Origin of the sequence: Microvirga sp. VF16 (assembly GCF_016864375.1) — a bacterium.
In the GTDB taxonomy this organism is placed as follows: domain Bacteria; phylum Pseudomonadota; class Alphaproteobacteria; order Rhizobiales; family Beijerinckiaceae; genus Microvirga.
The window spans coordinates 1972939-1988033 of the sequence record NZ_CP069354.1 but is presented as its reverse complement, the minus strand read 5'-3'; the positions used below and the strand labels follow the sequence as shown (position 1 = coordinate 1988033).

The following is a 15095-nucleotide window of genomic DNA, read 5'->3' as shown; positions in this document are numbered from 1 at the left end:
AGGCCGTTACCAGCGGTAGTGCGAGAACGCACGGTTGGCTTCCGCCATACGGTGGGTATCTTCGCGCTTCTTGACGGCATTGCCGCGGTTGTTCGAGGCATCGAGCAGTTCGGCAGAGAGACGCTCGACCATGGTCTTGTCGTTGCGGCCGCGGGCGGCCTGAATGATCCAGCGGATCGCGAGAGCCTGACGACGCTCGGCACGAACCTCGACCGGGACCTGGTACGTCGCACCGCCGACGCGACGGGAACGGACTTCGATCGCCGGAGCGACGTTGTCGAGGGCCTGCTTGAAGACCTCGAGCGGGTTCGCCTTGGCGCGGCTCTCAATGCTGTCGAAGGCACCGTAGACGATGCTCTCGGCAGCGGACTTCTTGCCGTCGTACATGATGGAGTTCATGAACTTGGTGACGACGATATCCCCGAACTTCGGATCCGGGATAATCTCACGCTTTTCGGCGCTGTGGCGGCGGGACATGAGCTGACCTCAATGACAGTTGACGGCTTACTTCGGCCGCTTCGCGCCGTACTTCGAACGACGCTGCTTACGATTCTTCACGCCCTGGGTGTCGAGAACACCGCGGAGGATGTGGTAGCGGACACCCGGAAGGTCCTTCACGCGGCCGCCGCGGATCATGACCACGGAGTGCTCCTGAAGGTTGTGACCTTCACCGGGGATGTACCCGATGACTTCAAATCCGTTCGTTAGACGAACCTTGGCAACCTTACGGAGAGCCGAGTTCGGCTTCTTCGGGGTCGTCGTGTAGACGCGCGTGCACACGCCGCGCTTCTGCGGGCAGGCCTCAAGCGCGGGAACCTTATTCCGGCTCTTTTGCGCCGTCCGCGGCTTGCGGATCAGCTGAGAGATCGTTGGCATCCTGTGCCCTCTTTCACCAGCCACCGACGCGGTGGCCTTGCGAGTGTCTTCAACGGTTTAACGCCGCACCTCGACGTTTCTGCGGACCTTTTTAGGTTGCACAAAACGAAGCCACGCCATTGACTTGGGTAAGCCCCTGGCGCGGTGCGATTGCAGAGGACCACGGTTTTTATCACCGCGGTCGTGCCCTAAATCTGACATTTGTCAGTCAAGGTTGAGTTCGGCAGCGTTTAGGTGGCATCGGTCGAAGCTAGGCGCTTCAACTGGCGAAAACCTACGGCCAGCCGGAAAGTTCGGTCTCTCTAGCGTCCGAGTCGTGGAAAGTCAACACTTTTCGGTAACGTTCCCGAAAGGCTCCTCTTCCCTATCGGAATCTTCGCCAGCGTGTGCCCCAATATGGGCTTTCACGGGCGCGCAGGCAAGGTTATTTAGTAGCATAATCTGCAAGGACAGCTCCTTTGACCGCGGCGATTCATTTTGAGAACGAGGCCTACCAAGTGGCGCATGGGAAACCCATGGGCCGACATTTCGCAGGATACGGCTTCCTCTCGGCCTTCGCCCGGTACTCTTCGGGTGAGACAATCACAGGCTATGTCCGCAATGCCAAGACCGGCGAGGATTTCTGTAGCTTTATCAAACAGTTTCGCCCCGACAGCATTCCGAACTACGTCGTAACGGCCAAGGTTTCTGCGCTCAGACAGGTAGGCTGCCTTTTCACGCCAAGCCCCATCAATGCCGCTCAAGCCTGGCAGCGGGGGACCCATGGCTCGCGTGCCTGGAGCCTCTGCGGAGTGAATCATACTCTCTCCTCCGCTCGAGCCATGGACGGCCTGACGGAACTCCTGACCGCTCCGATCCAGCCATGGGATGCAGTGATCTGCACTTCCATGGCCTCCCGCGAAGTCATCGAGAAGCTTTTTGCCCGTCAGGAGGAGTATTTGGCGAAGCGCCTCGGTGCCTCGCGTTTCGTCAGGCCGCAGCTTCCCGTGATTCCGCTCGGGGTCGATTACGTCTCTCAAGCGGGACATTCCAGGCATAGGACGGAGGCCCGCGCGGTACTCAGGATCGAGGCGAACGATTTCGTCATACTGTTTCTCGGCCGCCTGTCCTTCCATGCCAAGGCCAACCCGGCCCCCATGTATATCGCGCTGGAGCGCCTAGCCTCCCGGCATCGGGTCGTGCTGATCGAATGCGGATGGACCGCCAATAACCAAATCGCCCAAGCCCTGGCCGAGGCCCGTGCCAAGCTTTGTCCCTCGGTTCGTTCCCTCGTTCTGGACGGCCGCGAACCCGATGTCCGGACCCGGGCCTGGGCTGCAGCGGATATCTTCTGCTCCCTTTCCGACAACATCCAAGAAACCTTCGGCCTGACTCCCATCGAGGCCATGGCCGCCGGGCTACCGGTGGTGGTGACCGATTGGGACGGCTACAAGGACACGGTCCGCAACGGGATCGACGGCTTCTCCATACCGACCCTTGCTGCACCATCGGGAGCCGGACAGCGCTTGGCGTCCCGCCATGCGCTGGAAGTCGACTCTTACGATTCCTATATCGCCCAAGCTTCGACGGCTGTGAGTGTCGATATCGACGCGACGGCTGCAGCTTTCAAGCAGCTCGCCTCGGATCGAGATCTGCGGCGCAGGATGGGCGAAAGCGGCGCGGCCCGGGCCCGAGAAGTCTTCGATTGGAAGGTCATCATCAAGGCTTATGAAGAACTTTGGCGCGAGCTTGCCGAATTGCGTAGAGCCGGAGAGCCGTCATCGGACTCCCCTCAGCGTACCTCAGGTTGCTGGCCCGCACGACCTGACCCGTTCGAGCTCTTCGCCAGCTTTCCGTCCGCAAGTCTCTCGGCCCGACACGTGTTCATCCAGTCACCCGGCATCGACGAAGCCGAAGTCGTAGCACGCCTTGCGCTGAAGATCGCAATGGTGAATGTCTTGCCGGATGTTTCGCCAGCGCTCCTGCTCGACCTATGGAAGCAGGTTGGCAATCAAGGAGCGAGTACAAGGGACATTCTCCAACAGCGCCCAGACTCCGTTGCTGCTCTCATTATCCGAAGCCTGCTCTTGCTGGCCAAGCTCGGACTCCTGCGCATTGCAGATCCGGCCTAGCGCATCCTGCGGAAAAAGATGATGCCGATCCCTGCAACGGCAAGGAGTGCCCATGTGCAGGATGCGGCAGCAAGTCCCAGGCCTGCGAGGACGCCGGCACGACGGGAAACGCTCATCACCGTCGATGTGACGATAGCGAGTGATCGCCTATGTCGAAGGGCTTTGAAGCTGCGCCTCGATGGCAGCCTTGTCGATGACGGACCATACTTGTTCGATCTTCTCTCTCTGAAACCGGTAAAAGACGTTCTCGCTGAATGAAACGCGTTTCCCGTTTACCGGCAGACCAAGGAAATTTCCTTTAGGAGTACAGTCGAAGACCAGCCGGCTCGCGACATGAGGCGGATCGGAAATCAGCAGCTGAATGTCAAAGTGAAGATCCGGGATTTCATCGATATCCCTCTCCAGCATTTCGCGATAACCTGAGATCCCGATCTGCCGATTGTTATGCTGGACGTCCTCCCGAACGAATTGGTTCAACGATTGCCAGTCCCGCTTATTCAGGCAGGCGATGTAGGCTCGGTAGATACGAGACAGGTTAGCTTTTATCACTGCGATTTGCTCCATGTTTCCTCAGAGGCGTGCATCAAAGCCGCACGAGGAGAAAACTCGCTTTCGGGAAGTGTGATTCAAGCAGATGCCCAGCGCCCATGAAAAAGGCCGCCCGGAGGCGGCCTTTTCGTTCTTAGCGGAAGTCTTCCAGCTTACTCGGCCGCCGGAGGCAGCTCGCTGACCTGAGCCTGGGATTCGGAGCGCTTCTGCTGCAGGATCAGTTCGTCGCGATGGGTCGCGACGGCCTTGACCTGAGCGGTCAGCGCACCGGTACCGGCCGGGATCAGGCTGCCGACGATGACGTTCTCCTTGAGACCTTCGAGGGTGTCAACCTTACCATTGACCGCCGCCTCGGTGAGGACGCGGGTGGTCTCCTGGAAGGACGCCGCCGAGATGAAGGAGCGAGTCTGCAGCGAGGCCTTGGTGATACCGAGCAGAACCGGCACGCCTTCGGCGGGCTTCTTCTTCTCGGCCACGAGACGCTCGTTGATCTCCTCGAATTCGAGGCGATCGACCTGCTCGCCGGTAAGCAGCTCGGAATCTCCGCCCTCGGTGATCTCGATCTTCTGCAGCATCTGGCGAACGATCACCTCGATGTGCTTGTCGTTGATAAGCACGCCCTGGAGGCGGTAAACCTCCTGGATCTCGTTCACGAGGTAGGCTGCGAGCTCCTCGACGCCCTTGATCGCCAGGATGTCGTGCGGTGCCGGGTTGCCGTCGACGATGAAGTCGCCGACCTCGACCACGTCGCCGTCCTGCAGGTGGATGTGCTTGCCCTTCGGGATCAGGTACTCCACCGGCTCCGAGCCATCGTGCGGGTTCAGCGTCAGGCGACGCTTGCTCTTGTAGTCGCGGCCGAACTGGATCGTGCCGGACTTCTCCGCAATGATGGCTGCGTCCTTCGGACGACGGGCCTCGAACAGCTCCGCCACGCGCGGCAGACCGCCAGTGATGTCGCGGGTCTTGGCGCTCTCGGTCGAGACACGGGCGAGGATGTCGCCGGCCTTGACCTTCGAGCCCGGATCGGCCGCGAGGATAGCATCCACGGGCAACAGGTAGCGAGCGTCACCACCACGGGCGACTTTGGCGACCTTGCCTCCGGCACCCTGGATGACCACCGCCGGACGCAGGTCCGCCGTACGCGGCGAACCGCGCCAGTCGATAACCACGCGCTTGGCGATACCGGTCGACTCATCCATCGACTCGATCATCGATGCGCCGTCGACGAGATCCTCGTAGCCCACCGTACCGTCGATCTCGGTAAGGATCGGACGGGAGTATGGATCCCACTCGGCGATACGCTGGCCGCGCTTGATCGTGTCGCCCTCGTCCACCTTCAGGCGGGAGCCGTATTGCAGGCGGTGAACCGCCCGCTCGGTACCGTCAGAGCCAATGATTACAACAGCCACGTTGCGGCCCATGACAACGAGGTCGCCATCGGAGTTCTTCGCAATGTTCTTGTTGCGGAAGCCGATCTTGCCTTCAAAGCTCGACTCGATGAAGGACGAGTCCGCGATCTGGGCCGCACCACCGATGTGGAAGGTACGCATGGTGAGCTGCGTGCCCGGCTCGCCGATGGACTGCGCCGCGATGACGCCGACTGCCTCGCCGTGGTTGACCGGGGTACCCCGGGCCAGGTCGCGGCCGTAGCAGGTGGCGCAGACACCGTTCTTCGACTCGCAGACGAGCACGGAGCGGATCTTCACCTCCTGGATACCGGCAGCGCCGATGGCCTCGAGATGATGCTCCTCGATCATCGTGCCCTTCGGAACGATGACGGTGCCGTCCTGGGCGACCAAGTCCTCCGCCGTCGAGCGGCCGAGGATGCGGGAAGCCAGCGACGCGACCACTTGGCCGGCATCGATGATGGCACGCATCTTGATGCCCCTCTCGGTGCCGCAATCCGGCTCCCGGATGACCGCATCCTGCGCCACGTCGACGAGGCGGCGGGTCAGGTAACCCGAGTTCGCCGTCTTGAGCGCGGTGTCGGCCAGACCCTTACGGGCGCCGTGGGTCGAGTTGAAGTACTCGAGAACGTCGAGGCCTTCCTTGAAGTTCGAGATGATCGGCGTCTCGATGATCTCGCCCGACGGCTTGGCCATGAGGCCGCGCATGGCCGCGAGCTGCTTCATCTGGGCCGGCGAACCACGAGCACCCGAGTGGGACATCATGTAGATCGAGTTGACCGGCTTGTCGCGGCCCTGATCGTCCTTCTGAACCGTGGAGATACGGTTCATCATCTCGGCAGCGAGACGGTCGGAGCACTTCGCCCAGGCGTCGACAACCTTGTTGTACTTCTCGCCCTGGGTGATAAGGCCGTCCTGGTACTGCTGCTCGTAGTCCTTCGCGAGGGCACGAGTCTCCTCGACGATCTCCCACTTGTTCTCCGGGATCACCATGTCGTCCTTGCCGAACGAGATGCCGGCGCGGAACGCATTGTAGAACCCAAGGCCCATGATGCGATCGCAGAAGATGACCGATTCCTTCTGACCGCAATGCCGGTAGACGGCATCGATCATGTTGGAGATCTCCTTCTTCGTCATGAGCTTGTTCACGACGTCGAAGGGGAGCATCGGATGCTTCGGCAGAAGGCGCGAGAGCATTACGCGGCCAGCCGTGGTGTCGACGATCTTCGACACCGGCTTGCCGTCCTCGCCGAGACCTTCCCAGCGATAGCGGATCTTCGTGTGGAGCGTGATGACCTTCTCGTTCAGGGCATGCTCGATCTCGCCCATGTCAGCAAAGGCCTTGCCCTGGCCGGGCTGGCCGTCGGAGACGATGGAGAGATAGTAAAGTCCCAGAACGATGTCCTGCGACGGCACGATGATCGGCTGACCGTTGGCCGGGTGCAGGATGTTGTTCGTCGACATCATCAGCACACGGGCTTCAAGCTGAGCCTCGAGCGAGAGCGGCACGTGAACGGCCATCTGGTCACCGTCGAAGTCCGCGTTGAACGCGGCGCAGACGAGCGGGTGCAGCTGGATCGCCTTGCCCTCGATCAAGGTGGGCTCGAAGGCCTGGATACCGAGGCGGTGGAGCGTCGGAGCGCGGTTCAGGAGCACCGGATGCTCGCGAATAACCTCGTCCAGGATATCCCAGACTTCCGGCTTTTCCTTCTCGACGAGCTTCTTCGCCTGCTTGACGGTGGCGGACAGGCCGCGCGCGTCGAGCTTGGCATAGATGAACGGCTTGAACAGCTCGAGCGCCATCTTCTTCGGCAGGCCGCACTGGTGCAGCTTGAGCTCCGGACCGACCACGATGACCGAGCGGCCCGAGTAGTCGACGCGCTTGCCGAGCAGGTTCTGGCGGAAGCGGCCCTGCTTGCCCTTCAGCATATCTGCAAGCGACTTCAGCGGACGCTTGTTAGCGCCGGTGATGACGCGACCACGGCGGCCGTTGTCGAACAGGGCGTCGACAGCCTCCTGGAGCATGCGCTTCTCGTTGCGGACGATGATGTCCGGCGCACGCAGTTCCATCAGGCGCTTCAGGCGGTTGTTGCGGTTGATGACTCGGCGGTAGAGATCGTTCAGGTCAGACGTCGCGAAACGGCCGCCATCGAGCGGCACGAGCGGACGCAGGTCCGGCGGGATCACCGGAACGACCGTCATGATCATCCATTCCGGCTTGTTGCCCGACTGGACGAAGGCCTCGATGATCTTGAGGCGCTTCATGAGCTTCTTGGGCTTCAGCTCGGACGTGGTAACCGCGATCTCCTCGCGGATCTCCTGCGCGGTCTTCTCCAGGTCGAGTTCCTGCAGGATCCGGCGGATCGCTTCCGCGCCGATCATGGCCGTGAAGCTATCCTCGCCGTACTCGTCCTGAGCACGGATGTACTCCTCCTCTGTGAGGAGCTGACGGTCCTTCATGGGCGTCAGACCTGCATCGACGACGATGTAGGATTCGAAATAGAGGATGCGCTCCAGATCCTTCAGTGTCATGTCGAGCAGCAGACCGATGCGGCTCGGCAGGGACTTCAGGAACCAGATGTGAGCGACGGGCGCGGCGAGCTCGATATGGCCCATGCGGTCGCGACGGACGCGGGCCAGCGTCACCTCGACGCCGCACTTCTCGCAGATCACGCCCTTGTACTTCATGCGCTTGTACTTGCCGCACAGGCACTCGTAGTCCTTGATGGGACCGAAGATGCGCGCGCAAAACAAGCCGTCACGCTCGGGCTTGAACGTACGGTAGTTGATGGTCTCCGGCTTCTTGATCTCGCCGTAGGACCAGGACAGAATCTTCTCAGGGCTCGCGATCGAGATCTTGATCTGATCGAAGCTCTGCGGCTGGGCCGTCTGGTTGAAGAGATTCATGACCTCTTGATTCATCGCCGTCTCCTGGGCTGAAGGGCGCTCACATAAGCACCCTCACCGGCAATTGCATGGGGCCGCGGCATCAGAGCCGCGGCCGAACGTCAAACTTGAAGCGCTCGAGGCGCTTACTCGGCGGCCTCAGACGGAGGCAGTTGCCCCGGCTCGTTGGCGGCCTTCTTGGAATTGGTCAGCTCCACGTTGAGACCGAGCGACCGCATTTCCTTCACGAGAACGTTGAAGCTCTCCGGAATACCCGACTCGAAGGTGTCGTCGCCGCGCACGATGGCCTCGTAGACTTTCGTACGGCCGGCCACGTCGTCCGACTTGACCGTGAGCATTTCCTGCAGCGTGTACGCGGCGCCGTAAGCCTCCAGAGCCCAGACCTCCATTTCGCCGAAGCGCTGACCGCCGAACTGAGCCTTGCCGCCCAGCGGCTGCTGGGTAACGAGGCTGTAGGGGCCGATGGAGCGGGCGTGGATCTTGTCGTCCACGAGGTGGTGGAGCTTCAGCATGTAGATGTAGCCCACGGTCACCTTGCGGTCGAACGCCTCGCCGGTCTTGCCGTCATAGAGCGTGACCTGACCCGAGGGGTTCAGGCCGGCCTTCTCAAGCATGGCCTCGATGTCCGCTTCCTTCGCACCGTCGAAGACGGGCGTGGCGAACGGAACGCCGCGACGCAGCTTGTTGCCGAGCTCGACGAGCTCCTCGTCCGAAGCCTGCTCGATCTCAGGCAGATTGCCGTAGATCGACACGAGCTGCTCACGAAGTGCGTTGGACTTGCCCGACTTCATGTAGGCATCGACCGCCTGGGCGACCTGCTTGCCGAGACCGGCAGCAGCCCATCCGAGGTGTGTCTCAAGGATCTGACCCACGTTCATGCGGCTCGGCACGCCGAGCGGGTTGAGCACGATATCCGCATGAGTGCCATCCTCAAGGAACGGCATGTCCTCGATCGGAACAATGCGCGACACGACACCCTTGTTGCCGTGACGGCCGGCCATCTTGTCGCCCGGCTGAATCTTGCGCTTCACGGCCACGAAGACCTTGACCATCTTCATGACGCCGGGAGGAAGCTCGTCGCCGCGCTGCAGCTTCTCGACTTTGTCGAGGAAGCGCTGCTCAAGGCGCTTCTTCGACTCGTCGTATTGCTTCTGCATGGCCTCGATCTCGGTCATCAGAGCATCGTCTTCGACCGCGAACTGCCACCACTGCGACCGCGGGAACTCGTTGAGGAGCTCGCGGGTGATCTTCGCGTCCTTCTTGTAGCCCTTCGGGCCCGCAACGCCGCTCTTGCCGGAGAGGATCTCGGCCAGACGCGCATAGGTGTTGCGGTCGAGGATCGCCTGCTCGTCGTCGCGGTCCTTCGCGAGACGCTCGATTTCCTCACGCTCGATGGCCTGGGCGCGCTCGTCCTTGTCGACGCCGTGACGGTTGAAGACACGGACCTCGACGATGGTGCCGGTCACGCCCGGAGGCACGCGCAGCGAGGTGTCGCGAACGTCGGAGGCCTTCTCGCCGAAGATGGCGCGCAGAAGCTTCTCTTCCGGCGTCATCGGGCTTTCGCCCTTCGGCGTGATCTTGCCGACGAGGATGTCGCCCGCATGGACCTCGGCGCCGATATAGACGATGCCGGCTTCGTCGAGGTTCTTCAGCGCCTCTTCCGACACGTTCGGAATGTCGCGCGTGATTTCCTCAGGACCCAGCTTCGTGTCGCGGGCCATCACTTCGAATTCCTCGATGTGGATCGAGGTGAAGACATCTTCCTTCACGATCCGCTCGGAGAGCAGGATGGAGTCTTCGAAGTTGTAGCCGTTCCATGGCATGAACGCGACGAGCACGTTCCGGCCGAGCGCCAGCTCGCCGTACTCAGTCGACGGACCGTCGGCGATGATGTCGCCCTTGCGCACGAGGTCGCCGGCGCGGACCAGCGGCTTCTGCGTGATGCAGGTCGACTGGTTGGAGCGCTGGAACTTCTGCAGGCGGTAGATGTCGACGCCCGGACGGGTCGGATCCGTGTTCTCCGTCGCGCGGATGACGATACGGGTCGCGTCCACCTGGTCGACGATACCGGTGCGGCGGGCCGCGATGGCGGCACCCGAGTCACGGGCCACGACCGCTTCCATGCCGGTGCCGACGAACGGAGCGTCCGCTTGAACCAGAGGCACAGCCTGACGCTGCATGTTCGAGCCCATGAGAGCGCGGTTCGCGTCGTCGTTCTCGAGGAACGGGATGAGCGCGGCAGCGACCGACACGAGCTGCTTCGGCGACACTTCCATCAGGTCCACGCGATCGGGAGCCACGACGATGTTTTCACCGGCGCGACGGCAGATCACGAGCTCTTCCGTCAGGGTACCCTGGGCATCCAGCGGCGAGTTGGCCTGGGCGATGTTGTACTTCGCCTCTTCCATGGCGGAGAGGTAGATCACCTCGTCCGTCACGCGGCTTTCGCGCACACGGCGGAACGGCGTCTCGATGAAGCCGTACTTATTGACGCGGGCGAAGGTGGCCAGCGAGTTGATCAGACCGATGTTCGGGCCTTCCGGCGTCTCGATCGGGCAGATGCGGCCATAGTGCGTCGGGTGCACGTCGCGCACCTCGAAGCCGGCGCGCTCGCGGGTGAGACCGCCCGGGCCGAGGGCCGAGAGGCGACGCTTGTGCGTGACTTCCGAGAGCGGGTTCGTCTGGTCCATGAACTGCGAGAGCTGCGAGGAACCGAAGAACTCGCGCACGGCGGCAGCGGCAGGCTTCGCGTTGATCAGGTCCTGCGGCATGACGGTGTCGATATCGACCGACGACATGCGCTCCTTGATCGCGCGCTCCATGCGGAGCAGGCCAAGACGGTACTGGTTCTCCATGAGCTCGCCGACAGAACGCACGCGGCGGTTGCCGAGGTGGTCGATATCGTCGATCTCACCCTTGCCGTCGCGCAGATCCACGAGCGCCTTCGTCACCGCGAGGATGTCCTCACGGCGCAGCGTACGCACGGTGTCCTCAGCATCGAGGTCGAGGCGCATATTCATCTTCACGCGGCCGACTGCCGAGAGATCGTAGCGCTCGGCGTCGAAGAACAGCGAGTTGAACATCGCTTCCGCCGTCTCGAGGATCGGCGGCTCGCCCGGGCGCATGACGCGATAGATGTCGAACAGCGCATCCTCGCGAGAGGAAGCCTTGTCGATGGCGAGCGTGTTGCGGATATAGGGGCCAACCGTGACGTGATCGATGTCGAGAACCGGGATCTCGGTGAAACCGGCCTCTTCCAGACCCTTCAGCAGCTTCTCGGTGATCTCGTCGCCCGCCTCGGCATAGATCTCGCCGGTCTTGGGATTCACGAGGTCTTCCCCGATGTACTGGCCGTAGAGGTCCTCATCGGTCGCGCGCAGGTTCTTGAGACCCTTCTCGGCGAGCTGGCGGGCGGCACGCGCCGTCAGCTTCTTGCCGGCCTCGAGCACGATCTCGCCGGACTTGGCGTCGATCAGGTCGACGGAGGCCTTGAAGCCCTTCATGCGCTCGGCATCGAACGGCACGGACCAAGCATCGCCATCCCGCGTATAGGCGATGTGGTTGTAGAAGGTGTTGAGGATCTCCTCGCCATCGAGGCCGAGAGCGTAGAGCAGCGATGTGGCCGGGATCTTACGCTTGCGGTCGATACGCGCGTAGACGATGTCCTTGGCGTCGAACTCGATGTCGAGCCAGGAACCGCGATACGGGATGATGCGGGCGGCGAACAGCAGCTTGCCCGAGGAGTGCGTCTTGCCCTTGTCGTGGTCGAAGAACACACCCGGCGAACGGTGCATCTGGGAGACGATGACGCGCTCGGTGCCGTTCACGATGAAGGTACCATTGTCCGTCATGAGCGGCATGTCGCCCATGTAAACATCCTGCTCCTTGATGTCCTTCACGGAGCGGGCGCCGGTATCCGGGTCCACATCGAACACGATGAGGCGCAGCGTCACTTTCAGCGGCGCAGCGAAGGTCATGCCCCGCTGACGGCACTCGTCGACGTCGTATTTCGGCGGCTCGAACGTGTACTTCACGAACTCGAGCAGGGCAGTATTAGAAAAGTCCGAAATCGGGAAAACCGATTTGAAGACGGCTTGCAAGCCCTCTTCCGGCCGGCCGCCCTTTGGCTCTTCGACCATCAGGAACTGGTCGTAGGATGCCTTCTGAACCTCGATCAGGTTCGGCATCTCCGCCACTTCCTTGATTTTCCCGAAGAACTTGCGAATGCGCTTCCGGCCGATCAGTGTGTTGGCCATCTGGACCTCGTTCCTCATACACGGCTAATCGAGAACCCCGTAAGATCAGGCTCCTCGATTAGCCGCCCGGCGGCTCAATCCGCCCGCTAACCGCAAGAATTCAGGTCCATTTCCAGACCCTTTGACGTGCCATCAAGAAGCTTGGCCTCTTTGACGACACAACGGCCCCAGGCAAAAACGCCTGAGACCGCGTGTTGTTTGAGCCCCGATTACTCGGGGGTAACCTCACGGCCCTGAAGGGCCGCAAAATTACTTAAGCTCGACCTTGGCGCCGACCTTCTCGAGGGTCGCCTTGATCTTCTCGGCTTCGTCCTTGGAAGCGCCTTCCTTAACGGTCTTCGGCGCGCCTTCGACGAGGTCCTTAGCTTCCTTCAGACCCAGGCCCGTGATGCCACGGACTTCCTTAATCACTTCGATCTTCTTGTCGCCGGCCGCAGCCAGGACGACCGTGAACTCGGTCTGCTCTTCAGCAGGAGCAGCGCCGGCACCAGCGCCAGGAGCAGCAGCGACGGCGACGGCCGCAGCAGCGGAAACGCCCCACTTCTCTTCGAGCATCTTCGAGAGCTCAGCAGCCTCGAGAACGGTCAGCGACGAAAGATCGTCAACGAGCTTGGCAAGATCAGCCATTTTTTAGATCCTTAAGTTCGGTTCGAACGGTTTGATAGTTGAGGTTACGGCCTCACGCCGCTTCGCCTGTCTTGGCATAGGCCCCGAATACGCGGGCGAGCTTCGCCGCCGGCGCAGTGCTGAGCTGAGCGATCTTGATAGCCGGAGCCTGGATAAGGCCGACCAGCTTGCCGCGCAGTTCATCAAGGGACGGCAGAGTGGCAAGCGCCTTCACTCCGTCCACGTTCAGGGCGGTCGTACCCATTGCTCCGCCGAGGATCACGAGCTTGTCGTTAGCCTTGGCGAAATCAACAGCGACCTTGGGCGCCGCGACCGGATCGTTTGAATAAGCGATCAGGGTCGGACCTTTCATAAGGCCCGAAATGGACGCGACGTCCTTGCCTTCGAGAGCGATTTTGGCGAGGCTGTTTTTTGCGACCTTCACGGTGGCGCCGGCCTGCTTCATCTGCGCACGCAGCTTCTGCATATCGGCGACCGTGAGACCAGCATAGTGGGCGACGACGACAACGCTCGTGGTGCTAAACACGTCGTTGAGAGTCGAGACGAGCTCGCGCTTTGCTGCTCTTTCCACTGGGCTCTCTCCGGTTGGCGGAAATGTCCGCCGGTTGCATTTGCCGCTCAAGGCCCGGACTTGCATCCGAGGCATCTTGAACGACGCTCTCGCAAGCCCTGTCCCCCAAATGACGCCTGGCGGCGCACCGGGTGAGATGGTTCGAACCGACTCTCTTCACCTGCGTTGAACAGGTGTTAAACTCGGCTTCCCCGTCTATGCAGGCCCTTTCGAATTAAACTGGCAAGCCAGCACCTGCAGTCTCGGACAGGACATAGCCGGAACGCGCCAAAGGTTGCCCCTTGGCTCGCCGGCTTGTCACCGCCCCGTCTCCGGGACGGATTCGCAGCCAAAGGCACGCGCAAAAAAGCGGAGCCTCGGCTTATGTTGGAAACTCAAAGCGTTCTATTAAGCCTTTCTGAAGCATTTGCCAAGAGGCTTTTTGCCGGACCTGCCGCACAAATTGACGATACGTTATTTCGCCAACTTGGCACTATCACTTTCCTGGCCAACACCGTCGCAGAAAGGACTGCTTGCAACAATGTGATGACGACAAGCTTCACATTCAAGAGCCCACACAACGAAAAAGCCCGGCACTGAGCCGGGCTTTCCCAAGTCTTGGCAATTGGGCTGATTAGCCGCCGATCACCGAGGAGGGATCGACCTTCACGCCCGGGCCCATCGTCGAGGAGATCGCGACGCGCTGGATGTAGGTGCCCTTGGCGCCGGTGGGCTTCGCCTTGGAGACGGCATCGGCGAAAGCCTTGATGTTCTCCACCAGCTTGCCCTCGTCGAAGGAGGCCTTGCCGATACCGGCATGGACGATACCAGCCTTCTCGACGCGGAACTCGACCGCGCCGCCCTTGGCGGCCTCGACAGCACCCTTCACGTCCATGGTGACTGTTCCGACCTTCGGGTTCGGCATCAGGCCGCGCGGGCCGAGAACCTTACCGAGACGGCCGACGAGCGGCATCATGTCCGGGGTGGCAATGCAGCGGTCGAAGTCGATCGTGCCGCCGTTGACGACTTCGAAGAGCTCCTCGGCTCCGACCACGTCGGCACCGGCAGCCTTGGCCTCGTCAGCCTTGGCGCCACGGGCGAAGACGGCAACGCGGACCGTACGGCCGGAGCCGTTCGGCAGGTTGCAGACGCCACGGACCATCTGGTCGGCGTGACGGGGATCGACGCCGAGGTTCATCGAGACCTCGATGGTCTCGTCGAACTTCGCCTTGGCGCGTTCCTTGATCAGCTTCACCGCGTCCTGGATCGGATAGAGCTTGGTGACCTCGATGCCCTCGCGGGCGGCGCGGATGCGCTTACCTTCCTTAACAGCCATCATGCCCTCCTTACGCCACTTCCATGCCCATCGAGCGCGCGGAGCCCTCGATCATGGCCATGGCGGATTCAACGGTGTCGCAGTTGAGATCGACCATCTTCTTCTCGGCAATCTCGCGGATCTGGTCGCGGGTCACGCGGCCAACATTACCGCCCTTGCCGGGGGTCTGCGAACCCTTGTCGATCTTCGCGGCCTTCTTGAGCCAGTACGAGACCGGGGGCTGCTTCATCTCGAAGGTGAAGGAACGATCCTGATACGCGGTGATGATCACCGGGATCGGGGTCCCCTTCTCCATCTGCGAGGTCTTCGCGTTGAAGGCCTTGCAGAATTCCATGATGTTCAGGCCGCGCTGACCGAGCGCCGGGCCGATCGGCGGCGACGGGTTGGCCGCGCCTGCGGGCACTTGAAGCTTAACGTAGCCCGAGATTTTCTTTGCCATAGGACTGCTCCCAATGGACCAACCGCCCGGCGCCAACC

11 protein-coding genes are annotated in these 15095 nt (G+C 61.6%); 2 read left to right on the top strand and 9 right to left on the bottom strand.

Features of this window, described 5'->3' with window-relative positions; genetic code table 11:
* Nucleotides 1–6: 6 nt before the first annotated feature.
* Together rpsG and rpsL are read right to left on the bottom strand one after the other, a co-directional pair.
* Nucleotides 7–477, bottom strand: a complete 471-nt coding sequence (gene rpsG / locus JO965_RS09410) for a 30S ribosomal protein S7 (protein ID WP_036358330.1) — start codon at nucleotides 475–477, stop codon at nucleotides 7–9.
* Nucleotides 478–504: 27 nt separating this feature from the next.
* On the bottom strand, nucleotides 505–876 hold the full coding sequence (rpsL, locus tag JO965_RS09405; protein ID WP_009764294.1) for a 30S ribosomal protein S12: 372 nt from the start codon (nucleotides 874–876) through the stop codon (nucleotides 505–507).
* 515 nt (nucleotides 877–1391) lie between these two features.
* Here rpsL and JO965_RS09400 point away from each other — a divergent pair.
* The gene (locus JO965_RS09400) at nucleotides 1392–2987 is read left to right on the top strand and encodes a glycosyltransferase family 4 protein (protein ID WP_203443398.1); all 1596 of its coding nucleotides are present in this window, start codon (nucleotides 1392–1394) and stop codon (nucleotides 2985–2987) included.
* Between the two features lie 147 nt (nucleotides 2988–3134).
* On the opposite strand, the gene JO965_RS09395 is transcribed toward JO965_RS09400, so the two are convergent.
* From JO965_RS09395 to rplJ, 5 genes are all read right to left on the bottom strand, one after another.
* Nucleotides 3135–3551, bottom strand: coding sequence for an ester cyclase (locus JO965_RS09395; protein WP_246776788.1), 417 nt, complete (start codon nucleotides 3549–3551; stop codon nucleotides 3135–3137).
* A gap of 137 nt (nucleotides 3552–3688) precedes the next feature.
* The gene (rpoC, locus tag JO965_RS09390) at nucleotides 3689–7864 is read right to left on the bottom strand and encodes a DNA-directed RNA polymerase subunit beta' (protein WP_203443397.1); all 4176 of its coding nucleotides are present in this window, start codon (nucleotides 7862–7864) and stop codon (nucleotides 3689–3691) included.
* A 110-nt stretch (nucleotides 7865–7974) separates the two neighbouring features.
* Entirely contained in the window at nucleotides 7975–12105 is a 4131-nt protein-coding gene (gene rpoB, locus JO965_RS09385) for a DNA-directed RNA polymerase subunit beta (RefSeq protein ID WP_203443396.1), read from the bottom strand.
* A gap of 249 nt (nucleotides 12106–12354) precedes the next feature.
* Entirely contained in the window at nucleotides 12355–12732 is a 378-nt protein-coding gene (gene rplL, locus JO965_RS09380; protein ID WP_203443395.1) for a 50S ribosomal protein L7/L12, read from the bottom strand.
* A gap of 52 nt (nucleotides 12733–12784) precedes the next feature.
* Nucleotides 12785–13303, bottom strand: a complete 519-nt coding sequence (gene rplJ, locus JO965_RS09375; RefSeq protein ID WP_203443394.1) for a 50S ribosomal protein L10 — start codon at nucleotides 13301–13303, stop codon at nucleotides 12785–12787.
* 363 nt (nucleotides 13304–13666) lie between these two features.
* On the opposite strand from rplJ, the gene JO965_RS09370 reads away from it, so the two are divergent.
* Nucleotides 13667–13882 carry a hypothetical protein gene (locus tag JO965_RS09370; protein WP_203443393.1) on the top strand — a complete coding sequence of 72 codons (216 nt, stop codon included), beginning with the start codon at nucleotides 13667–13669 and terminating at the stop codon, nucleotides 13880–13882.
* A gap of 34 nt (nucleotides 13883–13916) precedes the next feature.
* Here the strand turns inward: JO965_RS09370 and rplA are convergent, their stop codons facing one another.
* Nucleotides 13917–14618: a 50S ribosomal protein L1 gene (rplA, locus tag JO965_RS09365; RefSeq protein ID WP_203444118.1), complete on the bottom strand. Its 702-nt coding sequence runs from the start codon at nucleotides 14616–14618 to the stop codon at nucleotides 13917–13919.
* 10 nt (nucleotides 14619–14628) lie between these two features.
* The gene (gene rplK, locus JO965_RS09360; protein WP_152718393.1) at nucleotides 14629–15057 is read right to left on the bottom strand and encodes a 50S ribosomal protein L11; all 429 of its coding nucleotides are present in this window, start codon (nucleotides 15055–15057) and stop codon (nucleotides 14629–14631) included.
* Nucleotides 15058–15095: the final 38 nt, after the last annotated feature.

Bases quoted from the DNA above. Each gene is read 5' to 3' on its own strand.
- rpsG (WP_036358330.1), bottom strand. From the start codon at position 477: ATGTCCCGCCGCCACAGCGCCGAAAAGCGTGAGATTATCCCGGATCCG.
- rpsL (WP_009764294.1), bottom strand. From the start codon at position 876: ATGCCAACGATCTCTCAGCTGATCCGCAAGCCGCGGACGGCGCAAAAG.
- JO965_RS09400 (WP_203443398.1), top strand. From the start codon at position 1,392: ATGGGCCGACATTTCGCAGGATACGGCTTCCTCTCGGCCTTCGCCCGG.
- JO965_RS09395 (WP_246776788.1), bottom strand. From the start codon at position 3,551: ATGGAGCAAATCGCAGTGATAAAAGCTAACCTGTCTCGTATCTACCGA.
- rpoC (WP_203443397.1), bottom strand. From the start codon at position 7,864: ATGAATCAAGAGGTCATGAATCTCTTCAACCAGACGGCCCAGCCGCAG.
- rpoB (WP_203443396.1), bottom strand. From the start codon at position 12,105: ATGGCCAACACACTGATCGGCCGGAAGCGCATTCGCAAGTTCTTCGGG.
- rplL (WP_203443395.1), bottom strand. From the start codon at position 12,732: ATGGCTGATCTTGCCAAGCTCGTTGACGATCTTTCGTCGCTGACCGTT.
- JO965_RS09370 (WP_203443393.1), top strand. From the start codon at position 13,667: ATGTTGGAAACTCAAAGCGTTCTATTAAGCCTTTCTGAAGCATTTGCC.
- rplA (WP_203444118.1), bottom strand. From the start codon at position 14,618: ATGGCTGTTAAGGAAGGTAAGCGCATCCGCGCCGCCCGCGAGGGCATC.
- rplK (WP_152718393.1), bottom strand. From the start codon at position 15,057: ATGGCAAAGAAAATCTCGGGCTACGTTAAGCTTCAAGTGCCCGCAGGC.